Genomic DNA, 26,062 nt, shown 5'->3' with positions numbered 1-26,062 from the left:
CCGTCGGGACACCAAGTCCCTCTGAGGAGGTGGCGACTATTCGGCGGCAACTGCTCGCGGAGTAACTGTTGCACGAACTCGTCTGGTCCGTATCCGATCGCGCAGCGCCAATAGTGGCGCCTCGATATACTGCCAAGACAGACTTGCAATGCCAATCGAGATCGCGATGTCGATGATGCCTGAATAGGACTGCCTCAGAACCGGAGCATAGTTACCAAGCAGCGCCAAGCCGAAGAAGCCATGGAAGATGTAAAGGCCGTAGCTGATCCGGCCGACATATTTGAGGGGCGGTAACTCCAGTAACCGCACCAACAGCGACGACTGATTAGCAATGATTTCCGAGAGCAGAATTGCTACAAGAATTCCTGATCCAAAGAACAGCAGGAGTCCGGCGCCCTGCGGCGGTGCCCACCACCACTCAATGATCGGGCATAGCAAATAGAGCAGCAGAGCGGGGGCTGCGAGCCTTCCACGTCTCTTCCATCTCATCCTTGCCAGCCCACCTAGCGCCATGAGACCGAAATTCGTCAGCGAGCCGGTGTAGATCGATCGACCGGGCAATCCAAGTACAAAGCTGACGACTCCGAAAAGCACGCCAATGGCAATCACAAAGACACAGATCTTCCAAGCGTGGATCTGCGGCGTCAGTAAAAAGGCGATCGCGGCCCAAAGATAGAACTGCTCCTCGATAGCAACGCTCCAGAACGCGCCAAAGTGAGTGGGATAGTTCGGCCAGACGTAGCTTTGAAAGATATTGCTCGTCATGGTCAGAAGAGAGAATATCTCGTCGCCCCTAAGCTGGGGCCTTCCTCCGATAAATCCATATGCCGCGATCAGCGCGACTGTCAGGTAATAGATTGGCCAGATCCTGAAGGCGCGATTTTCGTAGAAACGGACGATCTCCCGCCTGAAGGTGCTCGCGCCACTCTCGATCGCGCCTCGAGCTCGATGCAAGATTCCGATGACGAGAAAGCCACTTAGCACAAAAAATAGGTGCACGCCATAACCACCCAGCGCGAACTTATTGGCGAACGGAAGCTTATGCTCGGCGAGCACCATCAATACGGCAATGGCGCGAAGGCCATCAAAACCGGCAATTCTCTGCGTCATTCACACCGCGACACATTCCGAAACATATAGCTTTAAAGAGCATATTTCCGGTGCTCCAGCAATGCGCAAGGCGGTTACACGACAGCCTCCGAACTTGGTCGTAGTGGTTGCGCCGACAGACGCGGGCTCAAGCGCGGTCCCCGATGTCGCCTGCAATTCGCAGATGTTGCGACACAACGGGTCGGGCGTGATCCGTTCGTGCCCGACTATCGCAAGTGCCGCGCTGCCCAGATCATTTCACCTGAAACGACAGCAGCCGGCAGGACAGTGCTTTCGCGGGCTGCACGATCTCGGTGCTGCACGTCACTGGGCTCGGTAGCACCTGTCTGGCCCCCTTGTCGCCGGTCACCTCGGATGTCAACTTGGCAGCCAGAACGAAGGATCCGGCGCGCGTCATCGGTGGTAGCGAGAGCTCCAGGACACTGGCGCCGTCAGACCGCTTCTTCAGGGCTCCCGGATCCAGCGTCGCGTTCGCTGTTGCCACGGTCGCGCCCGTCGCAGGATCCATAACGGACGCCTGAAGAGTCCGGTTCGATGGATATCCATCCGGCAACCTGATCGGGATCTCAACTGTCACCGGTTGAGAGGCGCTCAGCGCGGCTGCCCCCGCACCGACCTGCTTGCCCGCGACCTTGCCGCCATTCAAGAACGCCGGCTTCGGCATGTCGTTGACCGTCGTCGAATAGCCGAAGGCCTTGGGATCGGGCGTGACTTCGCTGGGCCCGCATTGGCGCGCCCCTTTGTCGGACTCGGTGAACTGGCAGACGCGGACATAGTCGATCTTGAAGGCCTGCGGAAATGCAGCCTCATCGATCCCATGCCGGCCGGCCCATTCGCTGCCGCCGACGGCGAAATTGAGGTCAACATGCGCGGGCGGCCCGAGCTGTCCATCCTTGCGCAGCCATTGGTAATTGCGGGTGTAAATCAGCTTGCCGTCCCAGAAAAACGAGACCTTGTCGGGAGCCCAGACATAGCCTGCGGTGTGCCAGCCGAGATTGAGATCCTCGCTCGCATACAGGTTCTGAAACTTGGCCAGGAAATTCTTGTCGACGTAAGTGTACTGTTTTTCGTTGAACGGGCCGATTACGTTGGAATGCAGCGAGTTTGCCTTATCCTCGACCCCGTTGATCACGAACTCGAAAATGTCCGCCTCGGGCGGATGCCAGGTCTTGCCGTCGAGATCGTAGTCGGCCTCGAGCCAGAAGGCTGGAAACACGCCCTTCGCGTTCGGCAGAAACACCCGTGCCTCATAGTAACCATAATAAAAGGTTCGATGGCTTCGGATCATCGCGGACTCGAAGAGGCTCGTTCCCTCCGTCTTTTTGGCCACCAGGCTGAGCACTCCGCTGGAGACGACGTGATTGTCGCGATAGCGCTGGTTCTCGTCCTTGAAATGGTCCATCGTTTCGTTGTTATAGATATAGCGGGTGGCCCATTTCGTCCGGTCAAGCTTGTCGCCGTTGAAGTCGTCCGAAAACACCAGCTCCCAACCGGCAGACCATGCCGGCTTTGTGGGCAATAGCGCACCAACAAACAGCAGCGCCAGCAGCGCTGATTTATGAATTCGGGAAGTCATCATCCCTGAGATCCCTTTCTCAAATCCGACGTCATCTACGATCACGACGCCATCGATGTCCAGATCAATGCTCCGCATTGACAGCCTCCGAACGGGCGTTCAGGTTGCCCGGCATGTCGACGTCAGTAAGGCGAATATCCCACATTTTGCGGGTCCTTCCATGACTGCGGTCGTCAACAATCCCAAAACGATAACGACTACCCAAATGATGCTTCCCGTCCGTGTTGACGAAGCGAGACCGGCAAAGGCCGAATGCAGTTGCTATCGCTCGTTCCATCAGCTACCCGCTAGGCTTGCTGCAAATTGGCGAGGAAACCCGTGACGGCCGGATTTGCCCCACCCGCGCTCATTATCAATCTTGATCGCGACATTGTTCGATGGCGAAGCCTCTCGGGCGCCCTCGGCGGGCTCGGTATCGCCTATCAGAAAGTCCGTGCCGTCGACGCTCGCAAAAAGATCAACCTCATTCGCCGCATCGTTCATCGCGAGTTCGTCTATCCGTCCGAAAATCGTAATCTCACCGATGCCGAGATCGGTTGCTACCTCTCTCACATCTCCGCGTTGAAGCGCATCGTGCGGCAGAATCTTCCCGCCGCGATGATCTTCGAGGATGATGTCGTTTTCGACAATCAGTTCCAACAATTCTACCAGAATGATCTGCCGAGGTTCCTGGCGGTAAGCGATATCGTGAAATTCGAAGGCATTCACTACCCCCACACATCGAAATCCGGATTCCTGATTGAGCAAGGCATTACGAGCGAGCTCGTTATCCGCGTGAAACCAACCCTCGGCGCAGCCGCCTATGCTGTAACCAAAGAGGGCGCCATCGCCCTGCTCAAGGCAGTCTCTGTCGCTGACCGACCCTTTGATCATAAGCTCGCATATTATGATCGCCATTGGGTCGATTACGCGGAGACGGAACCCTTTCTGGCACGGCAGGCCGACTACACCAGCAATCTCGAGCACGAACGCAAGGTATTCGATCTGGACGTCGATGCCTCCCGGCGGCTTCGGCGACTGCAGAATAAACTTAGGGCACCGAGCCGAGCCGCGCTGCGGTTTGTCTACATTGCAAAGTTCCTGATCAAGCGCCGGCTGCGCACACCGAGGCGAGAGTCCCTCGCCTGACAATCACAAAGCTTGCGCGGGCCTACGCCGAAAGCCTCGACCAACTTTGGCAATCAGGACATTGCGCACCATGACGATTGGCCTGTGCAACGCACGCCCCAGCCAGCCTGCCCGTCGACGCAACCGATTGATCGTCGACGTGTCAGCCTTGGATTGGTTCCATTCTTTTCGCCGATCAATCTCGATGTTGCTGACGACGGGCGCTTGCTGAACCAACAAGGGCCGGATCTCCCCGAACGTAGCGTTGTATCGTTCATAGCCAACCAAAAGGTGATCGGTAGGCCAATCGAGGATGGAAAGGCGGCTCAACAATGCTTTCGCGCCACGCAGGTTGACCGCATATCCGGCCGACCCAAGCGTAGGATTCAAAGGCACGATGAGTTTTGTAAACTTCCCACTGGATATGACCGGGCCAGTGCGGGAGGTGTGATCATAGAAAATGCCTTCCAGCTTAACTACGTCGCAACGCGCCAGATAATGTGGCAGCTCAGTGCGATAAAATTCCACAAAGCTGTCCGAAAACTCGGCATCATCTTCCAGGATGACCGCCCGATGGATATTTTGTCGCACCATTCGACGCAAAATAACCATATGGGACAGCGTGCAGCAGATCTCGCCAGTAGTAAGCGGGCGCCCGATCTTCGTATTAATGAAATCCCTTCTGATCGTGGAGCGGATCAAGGACAATTTGCGTTTTCCGTCGATTGCCGAAAATCGGCAATAGGGTAGCCCAGCCCCAACCATAAAGTTCCGGATGGTCTCCCAACGCTCCCTGTCGCGCCTCAGGTTAATGATGAAGATCGGAATATTGGTCTCGTTTGCCATCGTGCTTCCGAACAGGCATGGGTCTAAATCGTGGGCAACGGCCGAACTGTAGACCATGCATGCTGCAAGTGCTAGTTAGAGGTCAAGCAGCCAAAATGCCAATTCGAGCAGGCTCTCCAATTTTGAAATCTTGCTGCTGACATCACCATGTCCTAATCTGCATTGGACAACTGAGCATCGACGGCAAATCCTTACGGTTGAGCAATGAAGAACATCCTTTGGATCTGCGGACGATTGCCTACGCCGCTATTCACGGGCGACGCGCTCTACTCTGCGGGCCTGTTGAAAGCGCTGGCGCAGACCAATGAAGCAGCGATCACTCTGGTTGGCACCCGCAGGACGGACGAGCCGGTAGGCGATATCCTGAGCCTGCCAAACACCATTTGTGTCGACGTTCCCCCCGCCCGCTCATCAGGCCTCCGGAGTCTGCTTTCGCCCCTTCCGCGAGATGCTTTCAATCTGAGTACGCCCGAACTCCTCCGGTCTTTGGCACAACTGCTGCAGCAAAATTGGGATTGGATTGTGATCGATCACGCCTATTCCGCAGGGCCGCTCTCCGCAATCTTACAAAACCGCAAACGCGCCTCGATCTGCTATATCTCGCATAATGCCGAAGGCGCCATCCGGCCGCGGATCGCTAGCAGCTTCAACAACCCGCTGCGCCGGACGCTCATGCGGCTGGATGCCGAAAAATATCGCAGATTGGAGAACTGGATTCTGCAGAGCGCAGATGCAGTCACGTGTATCTCTGCCGAGGACGCCTCCTACTTCGAGCGGTTCTCGAAGCACGTCCACATTGCTCCACCGATCTATCTTGGCTCTGTCCGCCCTGCCCGTCAGATCCAATCCGACTGCCCTCGCTCATTGCTACTCCTAGGCTCTTTTGAGTGGGGCGCCAAGCAAAGGAACCTTGAACTAATCGTGGAAAGCCTGCTGCCGGCTCTCCAGCGGAATGGAGTCACTCTCAACGTCGTCGGCACAGTCCCGCCGCATTTTCGCGATCGTTTCAGCCGCTTCAGCCCGTTTTTGTCTTTCCATGGACGTGTCGACGATGTTTCGCCATTTGTCGCGTCCTCCCGGGGGGGGCTGGTGCCGGATTTGCTTGGGGGCGGGTTCAAACTCAAAGTTCTAGACTATGCGTTCCAGCGCCTGCCGATATTCGGTTTGCGCAATGCGCTGGCCGGCACCACGGTCACAGAACAATCGGCAATGTTCCCTGCCGACGACTTGGACAGCCTCGCAGAGACCATCACCCGTAACATCGATGATCTTGCAGCGCTCAATCGAAACCAGGATTCACTGTTCGAGTTGCTTTCCGCCCGGTTCGGCCTGGAAGCCGGAACGCGTTATCTTTCGAAGGTTTTTCTGTAAGGGGAACGGCAGTGTATTTAGGTCGGAAAGTCGCAGCCGGGCGGCTCCAAATGGACCGGTTTCAAGGCCTGCAGACCACCAACGGACGCTAGATGAGTTCGACCACCGCCAGCACCATCGACGCGGCGTCAGGCCCGACCTCGGGGCTTCAGTCGGATTTCGAATTGAGCTCGACCGGAAAGCGCTTGGTCTCGATCTCGATTTTCTCCGTGCTCTTCCTTGGCCAAATCGCTTACAACATCGGAGAATTTCCGCTCGCGTGCGATCTGGTCTGCTACGCTCTGACGACAGCCTACCTGTTAGGCTCCGGATATGCCGCGCTGAGCGTTCCTTCCCTGTTTGTGTTCATCAGCGTGATCGCGCTCGCCGCGTTTCGCGTTCCTTTCGCAACCTCCGGTACGTCCTGGAGTTCACTTCTACTTCTGGCCGTCCTTTACCTACCATTGTGCTTCCGTTTCAGACGGCGCCCCGGACTTGAACCCGTTCAGGATTACACGCTGAACGCCTATGTCTTGGCCGCGTCCGCGATCGCAGCAACGGCCGTTGTACAAATCGCGCTGGTCAATGGCCTCAAGCTCAAGGCGCTTGCCAACATTTACTTTGTACTACCCCAATCATTGCGCGGCGCCGGTTTCTACACTTTCTTTCGTGAAGAAGGAGGCATCGTAAAAGCAAACGGGTTCTTTCTTCGCGAAGCGGCCGATCTGTCCCTTGTAACAGGACTCGCCCTCCTTATCGAATATCGGACCAGAAAGAGATTGATCGTATTGGGTCTGCTTACGGCGGGCTTGCTCTGCTCGTTCTCGGGCTCCGGATTGATCGCTGTGTTCGCCGGTTTGCTGCTACCCAGGACGGCGAGTCGCATTCCTGCCTTCATCGCCTCCGCAGTCGGCGCGCTGCTATTATTCGTCGTTCTCTACAATCTGGAGCTCCCGTTTCTCGCCCCGTGGTTTGACCGCTTATCCGAGTTTGGAAATTCCGGGACGAGCGCCTATGCCCGATTTGTGGCACCAATGGAAATGGTACAAAACAGCTTCGACGGCGGGATATTAAATACGTGGCTCGGCAAGGGCGCCGGTAGCTTCTTCCGGGACCTCGCGGTGGCCCGATTTACCTATGAAGTGGCCGATCCGACTTGGGCGAAAGTAACATACGAATACGGCCTGCTTGGATTTGTTCTCCTGCTGACGCTGGTGACGATCCGACTGTATTCAAGTTCCCTGAGGGTCGAGGCCTGCCATTTTTTTCTGGTGAGTTGGATCGGCTTTTCGTTTCTGCTCAAGCCTAATTACTGTCTCTTGATCTGGCTTCTGACCCTCGTGCCGAACATGCATCGGCCGTCCAGGCCGTGACGCCCGTTGTGCTGATCTCTCAGCGTGCAACGCACTACCTCACCACCCTAAGAACGTTGAGGGCGACCCTCATCAATCTGGGACGGCTTGTTGGTGCGTAACGCCAACTTACCAGGGAGCGGGAAAGCCGCCTGGGGCCAGCCACCACTGCTATAGTCCAGAAAAACAATGACATTCGCTGGGAGTATGAAAAACCCTGCGGATAGGACAGGGCTCGGAGAAAGTCAGCGATGATGCGTCCTGCGCTGTCTTTCGCGAGCGGATGACGATCGGGCCGCAATGCGTATGACGCAGCGCGTAGGCAAAGAAACAGCATGTTTCTGTTCAACGTCTCAGGCGCGACGGACAACCCGACGCTGGCGGCAATTTCCCGAAAATAACCAACCCGTCGTCGGGTGACATCGACTTCGCGGGCGAAGCGGTCGTCTTCCAATTCCAAAAATGCACCATGATTTGCGCCGTGGACGCGGTAATCTACGAGCGGTTTGGCGATTGTGATAACATCACCAAGCGCGGGGGCAGCCGTCACCAAATAGCTGTCGGGCGCCCTGTCCACGAAGTCGGTCTTGATACTGAAAATTTGATCAACGACCCCGCGTGGATAAGCATTGCCAGAACCCGGCGGGGTTGGGTAGACGCCCGCAGTCATTGCCCACTCGCGGATTTGTTGTGGTGTAGGGGTCACAAAATACTGTGGCAGAATGCTGCCCGTTGCGTTTCCATCTGCATCAATAGTTCGCATTTGAAACTGGAATTTGCTGGCTTTTTCAGTCCAAACCGCCGCAATTTCGGTCATTACGTCGGGATGTAACGCATCATCAGAATCTAGAAAGATGACGACGTCGCCCGAAGAACGGCGGAATCCATTTACGCACGAGGGCATTTGGCCGGCATTTGCCTGTTCGACAAGCGTAATTCTGTCCGCAAACGTTCCAATCACCTCAAGCGAATTGTCTGTCGATCCATCGTCGACAACGATCACTTCCACCTTAGGCCATCGAATTCCCAAGGCACTCCTTATCGCCGCGCCGACAAACTTTGCATAGTTGTAGTTCGGGATGACGACGGAAAGAGCCAATTCACTCGGGTCCCGGGGCATTTCGATCCTGACTGACGAACATTCTGGTTGGTCCTTTTCCCGCGCCAGCGGCCTCCCTCATTCGGTCTTGTGATGAGGCGAACCAAACGAGGCGGATGAAGAGGGGCGTGTGGTGAAGAGCCGCGCCACGAAACTGTCTAATTGTGTTCACGGATCTGACCTAACTGGCATGGTACGCGATTTGCTAGTATAATCACAATTCTACGACGTAGACTTGGAAGTCACGATGTCCGCTGAACTGTATCGGGAACTGTCTTGGCTTCCAAGACCGCCCGAGGATTTCTCTTCTGGCTGCAAAGAACTTTTGACTACCGGAGCCGATCTGGGACGCCAAATCCGGTTTCTCGCGACCCACGCGCTGGATGAGCGGCAGCTTTCGCGATTGGGACGCGCGATTGTCTCGGCCCGTGAGCAGGGACGGTCCCTGCAACCTTTGGCTCCATTTCGGCTTGGCCTGATCGGAAACGGCACCCTGGATCTCATCGTCCCAGTCCTGATTGCCACGGCCGCGCGCCACGGCTTTGCCCTCGAATGCGTCACCGGTGCGTATGATCAATTCCTCCAGGACGCCTTGCAGCCGGACTCACGTCTCAACACATCGCGACCAGATGCGGTCCTGGTTGCGCTCGATCACAGAGGCCTTGCGCTTCAACCGAGCCCTGGCAACGAACAGGTTGCCGCTCAGACCATCGACGCCGCTATCGGCCTCCTCGACACCATCCGTGCGGCGATTGCGCACAACAGCGGCGCCGTGTGCATCGTCCAGACACTTGCGGCTCCTCCGGAAGGGTTGTTCGGATCCTTCGATCGCGCACTAAGCGGAACGAGCAGAAACCTCGTTGATCGCTTCAACCAAAGGGTATGCGAGACGGTCCTCCAGTCAAACGATCTGCTCCTCGACGTCGCGGGCGTTGCTGAAACGGCTGGCCTTGCAGACTGGCATTCCCCCGCGCAATGGAATTTGGCGAAACTGCCATTTTCCGATGATTACGTTCCGCTCTACGCGGATCACGTCTGCCGGATCATTGGGGCGATGCGCGGCAAGAGCCGCCGATGCCTCGTGCTCGACCTCGACAACACGGTTTGGGGCGGCATCATCGGCGACGATGGACTTGAAGGAATTCAGATCGCGCAAGGCGACGCCACGGGCGAAGCGTTCTTGTCGGTCCAACAGCTTGCCCTCGCCTTGCGTGCACGTGGCGTCGTTCTGGCCGTAAGTTCGAAAAATACGGATGCGATCGCACGGCGCCCCTTCAAGGAGCATCCGGACATGCTCCTGAAGGAGGATCACATCGCCGTGTTCCAAGCAAACTGGGATGACAAGGCTACCAACATACGTGCGATCGCAAAGGAATTGGCGCTTGGTCTGGATTCCTTCGTTTTCCTCGACGACAATCCGGTCGAACGCGGCCTGATCCGGCGCGAAATCCCTGAAGTGGCGGTTCCCGAACTCGACAGCGATCCCGCCGGCTATGCGCGCACCCTGGCGGCAGCAGGCTATTTTGAGGCGATCGCCTTTTCCGATGAAGATCGCGCGCGGGCCGACATGTATCAGGCAAACGCCCGCCGGTTGAGTTTGCAGGGACAGACTTCGGACATTCAGTCCTATCTGCGGTCGCTGGAGATGCGCATCGTGTTCGGCTCCTTCGATCGCACGACGAGGTCGCGCGTTACCCAGCTGATCAACAAGAGCAACCAGTTCAATCTGACTACTCGCCGTTATACCGAGCCCCAGATCGAACAGTTCGAGCACGACGGTGATGCGATGACGCTGCACGTCCGGCTGCTTGACAAGTTCGGCGACAACGGAATCATTTGTGTCGTCATATGCCGCCCGTCCCGCCCGGGCACCTGGACCATCGACACCTGGTTAATGAGCTGTCGGGTGCTGGGGCGGTGCGTCGAACAGGCGGTGCTTGCTGAGATCTTGTTCCGTGCGCGCGCTGCAGGCATCTCGACCCTGGAAGGCCTTTACCTTCCAACCGAGCGAAACGAGATGGTCGCCGAACACTATGGAAAGCTTGGATTTACGCGGATAGAAACTGCTTCCGACGGCAGCAGTCGATGGGAGCTGAAAACCGACGCAGAACTCGGCGACCTGCCGATGACGGTGGAGCGTGAACAACTGCAGCTGCAGCCTGCTTAAGCCAATCTTCTTCCCGCAAGCCTTTACGCTCGAGCTGATCGTCGATGAGCCTCACATCTCCTCTGTTTTTCGCTTTCCTGGCCGGAGTCATTCTCGCCTATCACATCAGTGACTCCGTTTCGTATCGGAAGCTGGTGCTCGGATTGGGCAATGGCATCTTTATCGCCAGTTACGTCACCGACTACACCCAGATCCTGCCCTTGCTCGCTTTTCTGCTCTTGGGCTATGCATGCATCTCGATTCTTTCCGTTTGGAAGTCTTCGCTTGCGCTGGGCTTCGGGGTCCTTGGCGTCCTGGCGTGCTATGTCTTCCTGAAGCGGTTCTCATTCTTCGATGATCTCGGTCGTCTCCCGTTTCCGTATTTGACGATCGGGCTGTCCTATATCCTGTTCCGAATCCTGCATCTAATGGTCGATGTCCATTCGGGGGATCTCGACGAGCGAATCGGGCCGACCGCATTCTTCCGCTACACGTGCAATTTTCTGTGCTTTGTGTCCGGACCGATCCAGCGCTATCAGGATTTTCGCGCCGCAGACGGCATAGCGGTCATCAAGCTCGATGCGGACAAGGTATTCCATGCCTTTGCCAGGGTGATCGCCGGCTACGCGAAATTTGTGATCATCGCCGCCTTGGCGGATTACGCGTTCTCGTTTCTAAAGCCGCAGCTCTTTCTGCCGGGCGATCCGTCCTTCGTAAAGCTCTGCATTCTCTATGGTGTGACTGCTTCACTCTACACCATATACCTGTACTATAATTTTTCCGGGTACATGGACATCGTCATCGGTAGCGGAGTGCTGCTCGGTCAGTCCCTGCCGGAAAACTTTGATAGACCCTTCTCGGCCCGCAGCTTCCTAGAGTTTTGGCAGCGTTGGCACATGACGTTGTCGCAGTGGTTCAAGTTCTATCTGTTCAACCCGCTTGTCATGCTCCTGATGTCCTGGTTTCCTGCGCCCGCGCTGACGGCCTATCTCGGCGTTTTCGCATTTTTCGTCACGTTTCTCGTGATGGGTATCTGGCATGGCACCACGGCCGTTTTCGTCGTCTACGGACTTCTCATGGGTGCCGGGGCCAGCATCAACAAGCTCTGGCAGGTCGCCTGCGCGCAATGGCTCGGGAAGAAGCGCTACAGGGCGATGAGCGAAACCTTGGGTTATATCTATTTCGCTCGCGGCATTACCATCAGCTATTTCGTGTTGGCCCTGACGTGCCTTTGGATGCCGGAACTGTCGGACTTCGCAGGCTTGCTCACCCGTCTTGGCCCCGCCGGGATATCGGCAGCAATTGCCGGCATGACGGTTGCGTTTGGGCTGTTCTGGTTTATCGCCGATCAGGTTGCCCCCCACCTGACTGCACCATCTTTTCTGGCAACCATCCGCGATAGTCTCATCGGCCGGAACCTGACGCTGGCGAGCCAAATGATGGCTATCGTCGCGGTCACCACGCTGCTCCACAAGTCTCCCGACTTCGTCTACAAGGCGTTTTAAGTTGAGATACATCCTTCGCCAGACCGCGCTAACGTTGGCATCATTCGCGTGTCTTTATGTCCTGATTGGTGGTCTCTCCTTCCTGGTGTTCCCGGATCCCTCGCAGGGAGGGCCTCGCGACTTTCAGGCAGCAGAGCGCACGCTGTTCATGACCGTGCCAAAATACGTCTTTCTCGGACGCAGCGCCCTCGACAATTCGGACAGCAAGGTGCTGATCATAGGAGCGTCCAATGCGGCTGTTGGCTTCTTCCAGAGGGTGATCCAACCGAAATTGGCCTGCGCGAAAGTTAGCAATCTGGCGATGGGTGGTGCGAATATTTCGGAAGTAGCCCAGATCATTAATTTGGTGCACGAGACGCAGAGCAGCCCCAATCCTGCACCCAATACGTTCGTGATCGGCGTCTGGTACGGGATGTTCGCGGATTCCGACCTCAGGTTTGCCGACCCCGATCGCAATCGTGGAGATACTGACCTTGATATCGAGAAGTATCGATACGGCTTCTATCGGCGGACCGCCAATGGTCCTGTTGCGGTTCTACCCTCCAAATGGCTCGACGTCGGCGTCATGGCGCTTCGGCCGCTCCTTCTCGTCGAAAAGGCCGCGCGGGAAGCCAGAACCGGCGTCAATCTGCTCCTGACCGGGCGCCGGTCCGCACAGCGGACCGAGACTGAACGCGAAGTCGCGGTGATGTCGGAACAGGACAAAAAGAAGGCCCTGGAGTATTGGCAGGAGAACATGGGGTTCAACAGCGCAATTTCCGAAACTCAGCTCAGTCTGCTCAAGAACACGATTGCGTCATTGCTGGATTCGGGAGAGCGCGTTGTGCTCGTCGACCTTCCGATTCCCGCGTGGCACCGCGATGCAAGCCCGTATCAGCTTGGCTACGAGCAAAAGTTGCAGGAATTGTCGGGCCAATTCAAGGAACGATCAAACTTCATTTCAATGTCAATGAGCGACCTTGACGGAGATTTGGATTACTCTGATGAAGTGCATGCAAAGCGACATCTGGCCAACGTGTGGTCGGACAGATTAGCTGACGTCTTGAGCTCTTTTGCTTGTCATGAAGCGACTGCCAAGCCACATATTTCATCCCGCGCAACCGAACCAGCGACGGCAGCATCGTCCGATCATTGAGTTACCACGACCGTCGATGCTTGAGAGTCGAAGGAAGAATATCACTTATGGATCAAGCTCACATCTACACCAAGCTCACATCAGTCTTCCGCGACGTGTTCGATGAGGACGACCTCGCTCTGACCGCGGCGACCACGGCCGATGATGTTGACGGCTGGGATAGCCTGTCTCACATTCGTCTCGTTCTAGCGGTCTCGAAATCGTTTGGCGTCAAATTTTCCGCATCTGAGATCGGCGGACTAAAGAACGTCGGAGAGTTCGTCGAGCTCATTCAGAAGAAGGCGTGAGAACCCAGGGTGTCCCTCGCTGAAAACCAGATCGCACCTGCCTTGGCGGCCCTCGCCTTCCATCATTTGGGCCTAGCTGTCGCCTCACCGGATGAGGCATTTCGCTATCTGGCGTTGCTCGGTTACAGCGAAGGGAATTGTGTGTTTGATCCGTTGCAGCGCGTTAACCTTGCCATGCGCCACCACCCGATCATGCCCGACGTCGAAGTGATCTGGCCGGGGGACGGTCCATCCCCGATCGACAAGTTCGTCAAGAGCTCGGGCACAATGATTTACCATCTGTGCTATACATGCGCCGACGCCGACGCGGCGCTTGCAACATTATCGGCCGCGGATATCGCGATCCTGCCGGTCAGCCCACCAACCCCCGCCGTCCTGTTCGATGGGCAGTTCGTTTCATTTTACCATGTCTCGGGTTTTGGGCTGATCGAGATTTTACATACAGGATCGCGAGCGATAGAAGCGGGCATATGAAAACCCCTCCTCTCCGAAATATGCTCTCCCGGACCAGCCTTTTGGTCAGCCTGCTGCTTGCCGCCTTGTCGACGTCCAATCGGTCGGCACAGGCGCAGCAAAACCCGGGCTTCGGGAAAAAGACAGCTCCGATCTACGGCGGAACCGGAATTGCGACACAAGCTGCAAACCCCTTTCAAGGCATGAGTGGGACCTTTGCACAGGCTCACAAGACGCCGGACGGCCGGGCGTGCATTTCCGTCCACCCAACTACCCGTCCGCAAATGGTCAACCCAAAAATCATTGATCAGGTCGTCATCGTCAGCAATGTCTGCGGCCAGTCCATCAAGGTTGAAATTTGCTTTGCCGGCAGCACCGATTGCATTATTGTCGCTATGGCGGGGTATCAAAAAGTGCAGAAGATTTTAGGGGTTGCCTCGGGTTCGGCCACCTTCAGATATGAGTATCACGAACTGAACTGAGCTCTTCCTGAGCTCTTTACTTTCGTGCCCACTAGGTCATTTTTCATTGCGCACCGCATATTATCGATGGGCATTTCGACAAACAAAGCCATACCGATGAAGAGAGTTCGAAGAAGAGTCCGCAAGGTTCGATTGAGCGTGCCTCTCTTCGCCGGGGCTGTCACTGCCGGCGCGCTAGTCGCGCTAATTTTTGTTTGGCAAAAACCGATCCGAAGCGAGGTGCTCGGGACCAATATCGTCGCAGCCGAGTACACGCTGAAATTGAGCGGCCAGATTTCGCCTGCCGCAGCCGGGACGATCATGGCGATGGCGGACGGCCTCTTTCAGAACAATGGCCTGCGCGTGCGCTTGGTCGCCGGCTCCGGCGATGGTGATGCCCTATCGGCTGTCGCGGCCGACGAAAACACCATCAGCATCGTGTCAGCCGCCGGTTTTCTGAAGGCCCGGGCCGATGGGCTCCCAATCGTCGCGTTCGCGACATCCTTTGCAATCAGCCCGTTTGAATTTTTTGCGCTGCCCGACACGACACTGTTTGGGCCATCGGATCTGGAAGGAAAGCGGATTGGCTTCAGCCCCGAACCCGATTTCTTTAATATTCTCTACCAGTTCGCCAGCAAGAACTCCCTGGCGCAAAGCCGGCTTCGTCTCGTCGAAAGCGGCACTCCGTTGCAAGACCTGCTAGACCGAAAAACAGACGTACTCCTTGGTCGCCGCGACGTTGATGGCCAGGAGCTGGAGAGGCGGAATATCGACTACAAGGTGCTGAGCCCCGACTCTTATGGCATCCACGCTCCGGGCGCGCTTTACGTCGCCAATGAGCGCGCCTTCGCCAAACGGCGCAACCTCGAGAAATATCTGGCTGCAACCGCCGGGGGCTGGAATGCTGTCTACGCCGACTACGGCAGGACTGTTCCGATTATCGCCAAGTCCATTGCCCCCTCCCTCCCAGCGCCCCTTATCTCTCGTCTCCTGGACGCGCAACGCCGCTTTTTGCGCCCGTTCGGCGTGAGATTTGGAGAGCTGGATACAAGACGCATCCGCGTTCTAGAGGAACAACTCTTGCGGCGCCGTGTTATACAAAATCCCGTCGATCTGAAGCGAGCCATCAACGATGACGTGGTGAAAGAGGCCTACCGCAAAGAAGCGAAAGCCCTAAGCCGCGTTGAGCCCTGATCAGAAATGTCCTCTCAAGCTATTATTTTCGGCGGCGCCGGCTTTGTCGGTACTCATCTCGCGGAGCGGTTGGTCGCCTCCCAGGCGTACAGCCGGATCGTCTCGATCGACATCGGCCAACCCAGGGCGACCGTGCCGGGCGTCGAGTATTTGCACCACGACGTGCGAGAGACGATCGATGCGCGCATCGCCAACGGAAAACCCGCGGACATTTTCAATCTCGCCGCAATCCATGTTACCCCAGGACACCCGGAGGGCGATTACTACAACACGAACATCCTGGGAGCCGTCAATGTCTGCAAATTCGCCAACGCAACCGCCTCTAGAAACATAGTCTTCACCAGCTCCATTTCGATCTACGGACCAAACGAAAACGAGCTCGATGAGGACGCAACTCCGGCGCCGGTGAGTGCCTACGGGCGCTCGAAACTCTCAGCGGAGAAAATAAAGCTGCTCTGGCAATCCGAGGCATCGGATCGGAAGCTGACCATCGTTCGCCCCGCGGTGATCTTTGGTCTTTACGAGCGAGGAAACTTCACACGTCTTTCGCGGGTCATGGAGAGGAAAGCCTTCATCTATCCAGGGCGCAGCGATACGATCAAATCGTGCGGTTACGTCAAGGATCTTGTTTCCTCGATGATCCACATGTCCGCCCGCAATCACGGCGTCTCAATTTACAATTTTTGCTTTGAGCACAGATATACGATCAGCGAAATCTGCACGGCATTTTCGCGGGTCGCGGGTTATCGCCGGCCGCGACTGACCATTCCGATCTGGTTCATGAATCTCGCAGTACTTCCGTTCGAGGCCCTGCATGCGATCGGTATCAATACGGGAATCAACCGCGATCGTGTTCGGAAGCTGTGGTTTTCAACCAACATCTTGCCCAAACGTCTGGTCGAGTGCGGCTTCAAATTTTCCTATGATCTAGAGAGCTCACTCGCGGAATGGAAGCGAGAATCGTGTCTGAAGGACTTCGATTGATGTCTCTCCCGGATCGGGCACACTCTCGTTCGATCAATGGCAACACCGATCCATCCTACAGTGATAGCAGCAATTGCGTGGGAGGAGCGGCAGCCCGTTATACCGACTTTGTCGCGACGTTCGGCCTATGTGCGGTGATCGCGCTGGCGCCACTTCCGTTCGGCTCCACGGATGCGCGCGTCGTCGGACTGTGGGTGGTATTGCTTTCTGCGGTGCTCTTGCTGGCGAGCTTGCCGGGGATAAACTCGCGAGACTTAGCTTTCTTGTCCGGGTTTGCAGCGGTTTCCCTGACCTGGGCGTTTGTTGTCAGCGAACAATTGAGCCAAACATTACTCCTGTCCAGCCAGTTGACGGCTCCGATCTGGGATCAGGCTTCCGCGCTACTCGGAGACCGAATAAACGGCTCGGTCTCAACGGCTCGAAATCAGCCCTTCTTCTCGGCTGGATCGCAGATCGCGTGCTTGCTGTCGATGCTGTGTGGTTATCTCATTGGCCGAAACCGCCGCGACGCCTATCTTCTGTTGAACTTCTTTCTAGGCTCTGCGCTGATCTACGCAATCGAGGGCATTATCGCGTTTGCCTTCTGGCCAAACTTTCTGCTCTGGCAGCAGAAGTACAATTATCTGAATTCGGTCACGGCAACCTTCATCAACCCGAACGTGGCCGCGACTTATTTTGGAGCCGCAACGGTCGGATGGATTCTCGTCGCCGCAAGCCTCAGGCAGGAGCGCGCTGGGGAGCCGCCCCTACCATGGCGCGAACTGATCAGGTCTCACTTGCACGCCACCTCTCCACGAAAAATATTCTATCTCTTGGCGTGCTTTGTGATGCTCACCGCTACCATGCTGACCGGATCGCGCGCGGGATCCGTGCTATCGTTGCTCGCTCTCGCCGGCGCTCTCACAATCAGCTTCCGTCGGGAATTACGCAGGCTTCGGTTGCTCTGGGCCCTTCCCACCGCGATCGCGCTGCTGGTCGTAGCGACCGTCTCACTGCTTGCACCACGCGCCAGCCAGCGGTTCGGCGTGCAGGGCTTCTTCGACTTGGGACGATGGTACGCTTACGATTCGACGATCGGGATAATCAAAGATTTTCCATGGCTTGGTTCCGGTCTTGGAACTTTCAAATGGATCTTCCCGGCCTACAGAAGCGGCAACATTCCATCGTACGGAATTTGGGAGCAGGCTCACAACACGACCCTGGAAATTGCCGCCGAAATGGGCATCCCCTTCGCGGTTGTGGTGGCGATCGGTTGGGCTTCGGTTCTCCTAGTGCTGGGGTTGGGCATGCTCCGTCGCGACCGCGATGCAGCGTTGCCGACCGCGGCCTTCTGGATCGGCCTGTTGGCGATCGTTCACTCGCAGGTGGATTTTCCCCTGCAAATTCCAGGGTTTTCTCTGGCCGTCTGTCCTATTCTGGGCATGGGGATGGCCCAATCTTTCTCCAGCAGATCCAAACTGTTAACCTAGACCATCAACAGCCAGAGCTTGGCTGTACATTTATCTAATTTTCTTTTAAAAATGCGTGAATTGAAAAGTTGGAACAGGTTACGATCATGAGGACTCCAGGACGCTTTTCGTCGAAGCTGCTCCTTTCGGCCGCGTTCTGCGCCTTCGTTCTTCTCGCGCCCACAATCGGATTTGCGGCTTGCGTCAACGATCCTGACACGGCTCAGAAGGCAGCCGCCTTCACCACCAATCCGTCGTCCCTGCTCGAAGGACCGAACGGACCTCGCAGCCCCGACGATGTAGCCGCAGATGTACAAACCTTCGTTGCGTCCTATCCTCAGGCCCTTCCTGCGGTGCTGAATATCTTGAAGGATCTCTCGAGCAAGGGACCTTCCACCTCCGCGCTTCAGAAGGCGATCGGCACCGGCCTTGGCAAAGCGGCTAACGTCTGCAAAACCACTGACCTGACGTTCTCTTTGGAAATCCAAGGTGATCTCGGCGCCATCGGTTCACCGGATGCCAATGCTCAATACGCAGCCCTGACCGGAAATGATCCGACTCGCAGCGTGGCTCTCTCAGGCGCAGCGACCGGTTCCTCCGGCGGGGTTGGTGGTCAGACCACCCCCACGGGGAATACATTCTCTGGCGCATCCGTTCAGACGTTCGTCGCGAACAGCGTGTCCAACAATCCAACCAACTACTTTAGCTCGAGCGTAGGCAGTGCGGGCTCGGCAGGCGGAACAACCACGACGACAACGATTATCTGTACCGTATCGGGGTCGTGCTAAAGGCCTTGTGCCCTTGAGCATCGACGGCTAACGAGCCAACCGCATTTCGGCGTTCGGATGCGTGCATTTCCATTTTTCAATAGCCGTGACGCATATCATTCAGGGTAGGTAGACGGAGTCCGGATGCTGCAAACACGAATTCCCTCTCCTGCCTCGGCACAACTCCAAGGTAACGATCAGCCCAACCTGAACGAGACAGTTTCGTCTGCGATCGGCCTCATCAGCCGGCAATATCCGGTGATGATCATCACAGTGTTGCTGTGTCTCGGGGTTGCGGGCACTTATTTGCTCACCGCCCCAAAGCGCTTCACCGGCACAGCGGTGTTGATGATCGACAGTCGCAAGATGCAGGGCCTTCAAACACAGGTCGGAGGAACGTCGGGAGACAGTCCGATCGAATCCGCTATGGTGGACAGTCAAGTCGAAGTCCTAAAATCCGAGACCATTGCCACAGCGGTAATTAAAGATCTCCATCTTCTCGATTCACCGGAATTCATGAATGGTGACGAGGGCCTGCTGAGCGGACTGACAAACCTCTTTTCGAGTTTTTTTCCAGAGTCCAGACCCTCTGACGCGGAACTAATGCGAGGCGCAATAGCGCGCATCCAGGCTGGCACATCAATTAAGCGCATTGGGCTTAGCTACGTCATCGAGATTTCTTATCAATCCTTGTCCCGTGATCTGGCTGCGCGAATCGCAAACGCGATTGCCGAAAGTTATATTACCGACTCGCTTGAATCGAAATATCAAGCATCGCGCCGTGCCGCGGTCTGGCTACAGGACCGCCTAAAGGAGCTCCGTGCCCAGGCCTCCGCGGCCGAGAGAGCTGTCGCCGACTATAAGGCAAAGAACAATATCGTAGATGCCGGCGGACGCCTGTTGACCGAGCAACAACTCGCTGAGATTAATAGCGGTTTGACTGAAGCTCGCGGAAAGCGCGCGGAGGCCGAAGCCAAGCTGCAGCGCATTACCGCAATTCTCAATGCTGACGAGAGCGACCCTCAGGTCATTTTGAATGATTTGGCGACCGTCAATGATTCAATGGCCAATCCGGTCATTACCAAGCTGCGCCAAACCTACCTTGATTACGCAGGTAAAGCATCAGACTGGTCTAATCGATATGGCCCAACGCATTTGGCGGTTGTGAACCTGCACAACCAGATGCGTGAGATCCGGCGCTCCATCCTGGATGAGCTTCGCCGGACTGCCGAGGCCTATAAGAGCGATCTAGCGATCGCCAAGGCTCGCGAGGATGCCAGCCAGAAAAGTCTGAACGAAACAATCGCTGTCTCGAACGGTACGAGCCAAGCGCAGATTGTGCTGCGGGACCTTGAAAGCAACGCGCAGAGTGCGCGAGCCTTGTCGGATAATTTCTTGCAGCTCTACATGGTCTCGGTGCAGCAGCAATCCTTCCCGATGACCGAGGCTAGGGTCATCACCCAGGCCTCCGAACTGTCGACACCAAAGACCTCACCGAAGATGGCTCTTGTCCTCCTGGCAGGTATCGTCGGCGGCAGCATCCTTGCAGGTCTGGTTGCTATCTTCCTTGAAATGCTCGACCGCGTCTTCCGGACCGTCCATCAGGTCGAAAGGCTGCTCCAGACCAATTGTCTCGCCTCTGTCCCGATCGTTGGCCTAGGTGCAGACGAGGGCGCAAGCCGGCCGCTGAGCCAATTCAAGGATTGGTTACCATTCCCTAAAAGTAGAAGGCCGAGTTCAGCTGCGGCTTCTCCTCCTAATGGAACAGGCAAGCAGGGTCGCCTTACGGAACCAGCTCACTTGCACCGCCATGGTCGGCAACTCACGGTCGACAACAGCATCGGGCGTTTCGCAATCAACTCACCGTTTTCGCGTTTTGCCGAAGCACTTCGTTCGATCAAATTGGCAACCGACCTCAACAATTACGGGGCGCCGCACAAAGTGGTCGCGATCACCTCGGCCCTCCCCAATGAAGGGAAATCCACGGTCAGCGAGGCTTTGGCTCAAACAACGGCACTGAGCGGACTGCGCACCCTTCTCATCGATGGCGACCTGCGTAATCCGAGTCTTACCCATCGCCTAAGCCGCTCAGCAGAGACAGGACTGATTGAGGTCGTGTTCGGGAAGACCGATCTGGCCGAGGCGCTCTGGATCGACCCGGAGACCAATCTGCATTTTCTTCCCTGCGTTGTAACCTCGCGATTCTCAAACTCAAGCGATCTGCTCGCCTCCCAACAGATGGAGAAGTTCTTTCAGGGACTTCGCGAGCAGTATGACCGGATCATCTTGGATCTCAGCCCATTGGCGCCGGTCATTGACGTGCGCGCGACGGGCACATTAGCCGACTCATACGTTTTGGTTATTGAGTGGGCGAGATCGAAGGTCGACGTCGTCGAACGAGTTATCAGGGAAACGCCGATTGTTCGCGAACGTCTCATGGGCGCAGTTCTAAACAAGGTAAACTTGGCAGCCATGGGCCGCTACGATACGCATAGCGGAGGCTACTACCGCAACCGATATTACTCGCGATACGGGTACGTGGACTGATCGAGCGGCGAATGGCCAATGCCATTGGCAGATCGATCCTAGTAGTAATCGCCATCTTTTCAGCGGGCTGGGCTATGCTCTTTTTTCTTAGCCAAACCCAAGAGTCCCGGTTGAGTAACATAGCCAATGCGGTTCTGTCCGGCACCTCGTTTAAGCGTAATCCGATTGCCGAAGCCGGGTTGGCTGCAGCGGAGAATCGGGCAATCTGTAACCCACGAGAAATCAGGGCAGCAGCTATCATCCGTCTTCGCCTCTACGAGATGGCCGTTGACTCTCTTGATTCCCAGCTTGCGAATGAACGTCTTACTTCCCTCCGCTCGTCCGTAAGGAAAGCGCTGGGCTGCATCCCGACCGACGGCCTCTTATGGTTCATCCAGTACTGGAGCGCCATCAATCGGGGCGATCAAGTTAGCGATCATCTCGACGAATTGCGAATGTCCTATAGACTAGCTCCCTACGAGGGCTGGATTGCGCTTCGCAGCCCGTATGTGCTGGCGATCTATGACGTCCTTCCGCCTGAGCTTCAGGAAAGCGCCCGCAGGGAATTTGTATCTATTGTTCGAACGGGCTGGATACGTGATGCCCTAAAGATTCTCAAAGGGGCAGGCTGGAGGCATCGTGAAGCGCTCTTGGCCGGGCTTGGAACGGTAAGGTTGGATTTTCGCCTCCAATTGGACCGCGCACTCCGGGCTGAAGGTCTGACGGTCCAGATTCCAGGGATCGAGCCACAAGAGTTCAGACCTTGGAGGTACTGATCCAGAATGACGGACGAAGTGACGTCCTCAATGATTGCGGCAATCCCGACCTAATGGGCCCGGATCAGTTCTTCCAACCTTCTTGACGAAGCATCATCTCGAGGCCGGTTTCGCATCAGAGCGACTGGTGCTTAGCGGCCACCTAGCCTAGCCCGTGAAGCTGACGAAACGCGATATTCGGAGGACGCAGCGGCATTTGTTCTTGCCGCGGTGTGCACCCGCTACCGCCTCGCCTAAAGCCTATCAATGTAACTCTATCGCGCAAGTTCAAAGCCCGGGCAATTGGCCCCTTTTGGCTAGTTTAGGTTCCCCAAAAGGTAAATCTAAGATCACTGCCGCAAGTTGATCCGCAGGATCTGGGCGTTGTTCGCAGTAACGATCGTATCGTTGGCTGTTGCGATGACGACGCGAGCGAACTGCAAGAATTTGGTGGTATCGACCGTGGCCGCGTTGGCAGCGAACAGGACGTCCTTGTCCCGCATGTCGAACTTGGTTGCGAGGAAGTATGCGGCCGGATCCCTAAAATCGGCGTTGTAGACTACCGGTACTGTCGGACCGACGAATTTGGAGCAGTCTACCCCCAGCCGCTCAGCCAGCTCGCGCGGCTCGCGCCTATAGACGTAGACACCGCTGGGCTCGGCTTGGGCGTCGAGCAGACCACCGGCTTTGGCCATCGCTTGCGCCATGTTGATCTTCCACATGTCGAAGGGGAACTGGCCCTGTGCGCCTGAGGCACCGAAGGCTAGGAAAATCTGCGGCTCACGATAGACATAGATCGTATCGCCAGGATGCACCCAGACGTTGTTCGCCGGCGTGTAAACCAAGGCACCAAAGGGAACCGTTGCCCGCTTTCCGTGACGCTCCAGGGTGACCCAAGTCTCCCAGCCCTGTCCTTTTGGACCCCCGGCACGGGCAATAACGTCTAGGATCCGTTCACCGGCCGCATTTGCCGTTAGCCGCGTGGGCGCGTTGACCTCGCCCAAGACGCTGATCAGCGAGGTATTCTGGGTGATCAGCGACACCACCACCTGCGGTTCGATGGCACGGTTACCGATCGCCTTGACGATATCCTGCTGAATCTCGCTCGGGGTGCGGCCATTAGCCTTGACCGCACCGGCATAGGGAACCGAAATGAATCCGGCCGAATCGACATTTTGGTTTGGCAGGGAAACGAAGTTACCCGGGCGAACGCCAGCCTCGGCGGGAATGAACAGACCGCCTGCGGCCGCTTCGAAGATAGACACTGCCACGACGTCGCCAATGCCGAATTTGATGGAGGGTGGTGGACGATTGTCCGGGAACGACCCCGCAATGGCTCCAGGACCGTATTCCCTGACGATATCGACGACCGTGGGAGTGAGCTTCACCAGCCCATATTCAGGGCCGTTGACCGTGTGTTCGCTCTTGATGACGTGGTCCTCAGGACCCGACATCGGCATAATCGCGCATCCCGCGGAACTGAGCAGGACAGCGGAAAGAACACTCACCAGGACGACGCCCCGTTTCAACACCAACCGAGTTCCCCAAATTTATCAGCCCGCAAACTCAGCGAATTCCTCAGGTGAGTCAACGAGCGGAGGGATGGAAAAGGCCGGGGTGGCGACGATAACCCGAAGTTGTTGCATCGCGGTTACAGGGGCGAGCGCCCGCCTCCAAACGCGCTCAATACGCATTCCGGCGGCTTGTCAGTTCCAGACAGGTGAGCGAGAGGATTTTGAGGTCGAGGGTGAGGCTCCAGTTGTTGATGTACCAGAGATCGCAATCGATCCGTCCCTTCATTTGCTCCACCAGGGCAGTCTCGCCCCGATAGCCCTTGACTTGAGCCCAGCCGGTAATGCCCGGTTTGACGTGGTGCCGGAAGGCATAGTCCGACAATAATCGGCCATAATGGCTATCATGCGCCAGCGCATGCGGCCTCGGTCCTACCAGCGACATGTCCCCCATCAGGACATTAATGAGTTGGGGAACCTCATCGATGCTGCTTCGACGAAGGAGCCGTCCAAACCTGGTGACCCGCGGATCAAACCGCTTGGCCTGGACGACCGTGGCACCATCCTCCATGACGGTCATCGTCCTGAACTTGAAGATGGAAAACTCCTTCGCGTTGAAGCCGTTGCGCTTCTGTCGAAAGAACACCGGTCCAGGCGAGTCCAACTTGACGACGATCGCGCTCAGAATCATCAAGGGGGCGAACACGACCAACCCGACCAGAGCTCCGACGATGTCGAGCAGGCGCTTGGATGCCTGCTCCGCCCGCGACAGCGGTCCCCGCTGAATTTCAACCGAAAGTGAATTCTGCAATCTGAACGAGGGATTTCCCGCCAGCGAGCGGATTCGTCGGTCCGGCAGCAATCGAACCGGAAGCGGCGAGATCCTAAGCCCATCGCGGACGAGTTCGACTTTGCGGGTATCGCTCCAAGGAAATGCCAAAACGATTGCTTCGGCCCCTCGAATGCGCGCAACCCCGATCGCGTGCTCAAGCGTGGCAGCCTCGCCTGCACTCATCGCAAACCCGCCTCCTCGTCCGGTCGGGAACGCCACACGCTCGACTTCCGTAAAGCCAAATTTTTCCAGCAATTCTTCGAAACCAAGCGCGGCCAGTTCCTCGCCTGTGCCTAGCAAAACAGCACGCAGGCCCTTTACCTGCCCGTCGGCCACCACACCGGCCACAATGCGTTTTGCGAATCGCCGGCACCCCACCAGCAGAAGAGGCGCAAGCAGACTGAAGCAGATGACAGAACCGCGAGAGTAGACGGCACCGCTCTTCATCAGGAAGGCCAACGATGTGAGCAGAAGGATAACAAGGGTCCATTGCGCGAAGATCCGGCCCGAATCCCTTCGCTTCTTCGCAAGCGCAGCACGAAGATCGTACAGCCCGGTCGCGTAGCCAATCAGCACATAGAGCAACGCTGCAACAGGACCAATTCCGAGCACTGGCTCAAGGTGATCAAGGAAGCTATTGGCAACAATTTGGTAAAGTCCGGTCCCAACCACGCTCGCAAACAGGATCACAGCGGCGTCAAACGACGCGACCAGATGAGCAAGAGCGGAGTAAGGGATTTTAATGCCGACGGGACGATCCTGCAGATCTTCGACCAACCGAGCATTGTCGATTGGCCCCTTCAATGACGCAGCCTGGTCCGGCGCCCGGTGACCGTCCGTGATTGAACTCTGAGGGAACAAAATCGCCTCCTTGACAATGCCAACGCTTAATTGAACCTGGCGCCCACCAGCAGATCATCAGTAATATTGCATTGCAATAAAATAATGGCGGTAATTAATTCATATTGAACTGAGAAGCCTGCTAGTGCCAAAAAGGTAGGCAGGGAGTCAAGTCACGGTTTGCAATGTCAGTTCGAGTTTCGATGAAGCGCCTCCATTGCGTCCTCGCCATCCTCGCGCTGGCTTCAATTCCCAACGCGCGATCAGAACAGACCAACTCCGGAACACGGGGATGCGTCACCGGGGTCGGAGTCGCTCGTCAGCAAGAATGCGACAGCGAAGTCTCGAAACAGGTGGGCAGCGGCAGCAACATTATCCCACTCAGCGGGGGATGGCAGTTGGTCAAAACCAAGAACCCGTCAGGCGGACCGGACGCGGTCTCCGTTATGCACGTTGCTGATACAAAGAGGTCAGACATTAGCCTTGCCGGACTCAGCCTCCAATGTGGCCGACAAGGCATCGAAGTCCTTCTGATAACCTTGGAGCGGATCTCGCGCAGCGATCGGCCGAGGGTCACCCTGACTTCCGGAAGCGGTCGAGTTGCTGAGTTTGATGCATCCGTCGTGCAGGCTGGCGAAGCTCTGTTATTGCCCCGCAATGCGGTAGTGCTTGCGACCGGTGATTGGCAACAGACTGATGAACTCTCTGTCCAAATTGAGAGCAAGCCCACTTTGATCCGTGGAACGGTCCCGATCGGAGGGCTTGCTACCGCTTACCA

Annotated in this window: 21 protein-coding genes; 15 read left to right on the top strand and 6 right to left on the bottom strand. The window is 56.5% G+C overall.

The genetic code is table 11. From position 1 onward, the window contains the following. Positions 1-36: 36 nt before the first annotated feature. Positions 37-1,110, bottom strand: a complete 1,074-nt coding sequence (locus tag I3J27_RS07830; RefSeq protein WP_270167403.1) for an acyltransferase family protein — start codon at positions 1,108-1,110, stop codon at positions 37-39. A gap of 232 nt (positions 1,111-1,342) precedes the next feature. Further along, positions 1,343-2,764 (bottom strand): glycoside hydrolase family 16 protein, encoded by a 1,422-nt coding sequence (locus I3J27_RS07825; RefSeq protein WP_270167401.1) that lies wholly within the window; start codon positions 2,762-2,764, stop codon positions 1,343-1,345. Between the two features lie 240 nt (positions 2,765-3,004). Between I3J27_RS07825 and I3J27_RS07820 the strand changes: the two genes are divergently transcribed. Beyond that, positions 3,005-3,814, top strand: a complete 810-nt coding sequence (locus tag I3J27_RS07820; RefSeq protein WP_270167399.1) for a glycosyltransferase family 25 protein — start codon at positions 3,005-3,007, stop codon at positions 3,812-3,814. Between the two features lie 3 nt (positions 3,815-3,817). On the opposite strand, the gene I3J27_RS07815 is transcribed toward I3J27_RS07820, so the two are convergent. Continuing rightward, positions 3,818-4,639, bottom strand: coding sequence for a glycosyltransferase family 25 protein (locus I3J27_RS07815; protein WP_270167397.1), 822 nt, complete (start codon positions 4,637-4,639; stop codon positions 3,818-3,820). 204 nt (positions 4,640-4,843) lie between these two features. Here I3J27_RS07815 and I3J27_RS07810 point away from each other — a divergent pair, with 204 nt between their 5' ends. Both I3J27_RS07810 and I3J27_RS07805 read left to right on the top strand, forming a co-directional pair. Beyond that, complete coding sequence (locus tag I3J27_RS07810) at positions 4,844-6,010, top strand: glycosyltransferase (protein ID WP_270167395.1); 1,167 nt, start codon at positions 4,844-4,846, stop codon at positions 6,008-6,010. A gap of 92 nt (positions 6,011-6,102) precedes the next feature. Beyond that, on the top strand, positions 6,103-7,362 hold the full coding sequence (locus I3J27_RS07805) for a hypothetical protein (protein WP_270167393.1): 1,260 nt from the start codon (positions 6,103-6,105) through the stop codon (positions 7,360-7,362). A gap of 34 nt (positions 7,363-7,396) precedes the next feature. Here I3J27_RS07805 and I3J27_RS07800 read toward each other — a convergent pair whose 3' ends face one another. Continuing rightward, positions 7,397-8,440 carry a glycosyltransferase family 2 protein gene (locus tag I3J27_RS07800; protein ID WP_270167391.1) on the bottom strand — a complete coding sequence of 348 codons (1,044 nt, stop codon included), beginning with the start codon at positions 8,438-8,440 and terminating at the stop codon, positions 7,397-7,399. Between the two features lie 247 nt (positions 8,441-8,687). On the opposite strand from I3J27_RS07800, the gene I3J27_RS07795 reads away from it, so the two are divergent. From I3J27_RS07795 to I3J27_RS07740, 12 genes are all read left to right on the top strand, one after another. Then, complete coding sequence (locus tag I3J27_RS07795) at positions 8,688-10,607, top strand: HAD-IIIC family phosphatase (protein WP_270167389.1); 1,920 nt, start codon at positions 8,688-8,690, stop codon at positions 10,605-10,607. 44 nt (positions 10,608-10,651) lie between these two features. Then, on the top strand, positions 10,652-12,091 hold the full coding sequence (locus tag I3J27_RS07790) for an MBOAT family O-acyltransferase (protein ID WP_270167387.1): 1,440 nt from the start codon (positions 10,652-10,654) through the stop codon (positions 12,089-12,091). 1 nt (position 12,092) lies between these two features. Next, the gene (locus tag I3J27_RS07785; protein WP_270167385.1) at positions 12,093-13,226 is read left to right on the top strand and encodes a hypothetical protein; all 1,134 of its coding nucleotides are present in this window, start codon (positions 12,093-12,095) and stop codon (positions 13,224-13,226) included. Positions 13,227-13,273: 47 nt separating this feature from the next. Then, on the top strand, positions 13,274-13,513 hold the full coding sequence (locus I3J27_RS07780) for an acyl carrier protein (protein ID WP_270167383.1): 240 nt from the start codon (positions 13,274-13,276) through the stop codon (positions 13,511-13,513). Positions 13,514-13,522: 9 nt separating this feature from the next. Then, positions 13,523-13,987 (top strand): VOC family protein, encoded by a 465-nt coding sequence (locus tag I3J27_RS07775; protein WP_270167381.1) that lies wholly within the window; start codon positions 13,523-13,525, stop codon positions 13,985-13,987. Next, positions 13,984-14,448: a hypothetical protein gene (locus I3J27_RS07770; protein WP_270167379.1), complete on the top strand. Its 465-nt coding sequence runs from the start codon at positions 13,984-13,986 to the stop codon at positions 14,446-14,448. The genes I3J27_RS07775 and I3J27_RS07770 overlap by 4 nt, the downstream gene beginning before the upstream one ends. Before the next feature lie 66 nt (positions 14,449-14,514). After that, positions 14,515-15,621: an ABC transporter substrate-binding protein gene (locus I3J27_RS07765; protein WP_270167376.1), complete on the top strand. Its 1,107-nt coding sequence runs from the start codon at positions 14,515-14,517 to the stop codon at positions 15,619-15,621. A 6-nt stretch (positions 15,622-15,627) separates the two neighbouring features. Continuing rightward, positions 15,628-16,605 (top strand): NAD-dependent epimerase/dehydratase family protein, encoded by a 978-nt coding sequence (locus I3J27_RS07760; protein WP_270167374.1) that lies wholly within the window; start codon positions 15,628-15,630, stop codon positions 16,603-16,605. After that, the gene (locus I3J27_RS07755) at positions 16,584-18,074 is read left to right on the top strand and encodes an O-antigen ligase family protein (protein WP_270167372.1); all 1,491 of its coding nucleotides are present in this window, start codon (positions 16,584-16,586) and stop codon (positions 18,072-18,074) included. The genes I3J27_RS07760 and I3J27_RS07755 overlap by 22 nt, the downstream gene beginning before the upstream one ends. Before the next feature lie 86 nt (positions 18,075-18,160). Beyond that, a complete protein-coding gene (locus tag I3J27_RS07750; protein ID WP_270167370.1) occupies positions 18,161-18,841 on the top strand; it encodes a hypothetical protein in 681 nt (226 codons plus the stop codon). 123 nt (positions 18,842-18,964) lie between these two features. After that, complete coding sequence (locus I3J27_RS07745; protein ID WP_270167369.1) at positions 18,965-21,367, top strand: polysaccharide biosynthesis tyrosine autokinase; 2,403 nt, start codon at positions 18,965-18,967, stop codon at positions 21,365-21,367. A gap of 11 nt (positions 21,368-21,378) precedes the next feature. Next, complete coding sequence (locus tag I3J27_RS07740) at positions 21,379-22,122, top strand: hypothetical protein (RefSeq protein WP_270167367.1); 744 nt, start codon at positions 21,379-21,381, stop codon at positions 22,120-22,122. Between the two features lie 329 nt (positions 22,123-22,451). Here the strand turns inward: I3J27_RS07740 and I3J27_RS07735 are convergent, their stop codons facing one another. Both I3J27_RS07735 and I3J27_RS07730 read right to left on the bottom strand, forming a co-directional pair. Further along, positions 22,452-23,609 (bottom strand): polysaccharide biosynthesis/export family protein, encoded by a 1,158-nt coding sequence (locus I3J27_RS07735; RefSeq protein ID WP_270167365.1) that lies wholly within the window; start codon positions 23,607-23,609, stop codon positions 22,452-22,454. Between the two features lie 175 nt (positions 23,610-23,784). After that, positions 23,785-25,248 carry an undecaprenyl-phosphate glucose phosphotransferase gene (locus I3J27_RS07730; RefSeq protein WP_270167361.1) on the bottom strand — a complete coding sequence of 488 codons (1,464 nt, stop codon included), beginning with the start codon at positions 25,246-25,248 and terminating at the stop codon, positions 23,785-23,787. Between the last annotated feature and the right edge of the window lie 814 nt (positions 25,249-26,062).

Source organism: Bradyrhizobium xenonodulans, assembly GCF_027594865.1.
GTDB classification, from domain to species: Bacteria; Pseudomonadota; Alphaproteobacteria; order Rhizobiales; family Xanthobacteraceae; genus Bradyrhizobium; species Bradyrhizobium xenonodulans.
This window is presented reverse-complemented; position numbering and strand designations above follow the sequence as displayed.

Coding starts and splice junctions, on each gene's coding strand:
- I3J27_RS07830 (WP_270167403.1), bottom strand. CDS start 1,110: ATGACGCAGAGAATTGCCGGTTTTGATGGCCTTCGCGCCATTGCCGTA.
- I3J27_RS07825 (WP_270167401.1), bottom strand. CDS start 2,764: ATGCGGAGCATTGATCTGGACATCGATGGCGTCGTGATCGTAGATGAC.
- I3J27_RS07815 (WP_270167397.1), bottom strand. CDS start 4,639: ATGGCAAACGAGACCAATATTCCGATCTTCATCATTAACCTGAGGCGC.
- I3J27_RS07810 (WP_270167395.1), top strand. CDS start 4,844: ATGAAGAACATCCTTTGGATCTGCGGACGATTGCCTACGCCGCTATTC.
- I3J27_RS07805 (WP_270167393.1), top strand. CDS start 6,103: ATGAGTTCGACCACCGCCAGCACCATCGACGCGGCGTCAGGCCCGACC.
- I3J27_RS07795 (WP_270167389.1), top strand. CDS start 8,688: ATGTCCGCTGAACTGTATCGGGAACTGTCTTGGCTTCCAAGACCGCCC.
- I3J27_RS07790 (WP_270167387.1), top strand. CDS start 10,652: ATGAGCCTCACATCTCCTCTGTTTTTCGCTTTCCTGGCCGGAGTCATT.
- I3J27_RS07780 (WP_270167383.1), top strand. CDS start 13,274: ATGGATCAAGCTCACATCTACACCAAGCTCACATCAGTCTTCCGCGAC.
- I3J27_RS07770 (WP_270167379.1), top strand. CDS start 13,984: ATGAAAACCCCTCCTCTCCGAAATATGCTCTCCCGGACCAGCCTTTTG.
- I3J27_RS07765 (WP_270167376.1), top strand. CDS start 14,515: ATGGGCATTTCGACAAACAAAGCCATACCGATGAAGAGAGTTCGAAGA.
- I3J27_RS07760 (WP_270167374.1), top strand. CDS start 15,628: ATGTCCTCTCAAGCTATTATTTTCGGCGGCGCCGGCTTTGTCGGTACT.
- I3J27_RS07750 (WP_270167370.1), top strand. CDS start 18,161: ATGAGGACTCCAGGACGCTTTTCGTCGAAGCTGCTCCTTTCGGCCGCG.
- I3J27_RS07745 (WP_270167369.1), top strand. CDS start 18,965: ATGCTGCAAACACGAATTCCCTCTCCTGCCTCGGCACAACTCCAAGGT.
- I3J27_RS07740 (WP_270167367.1), top strand. CDS start 21,379: ATGGCCAATGCCATTGGCAGATCGATCCTAGTAGTAATCGCCATCTTT.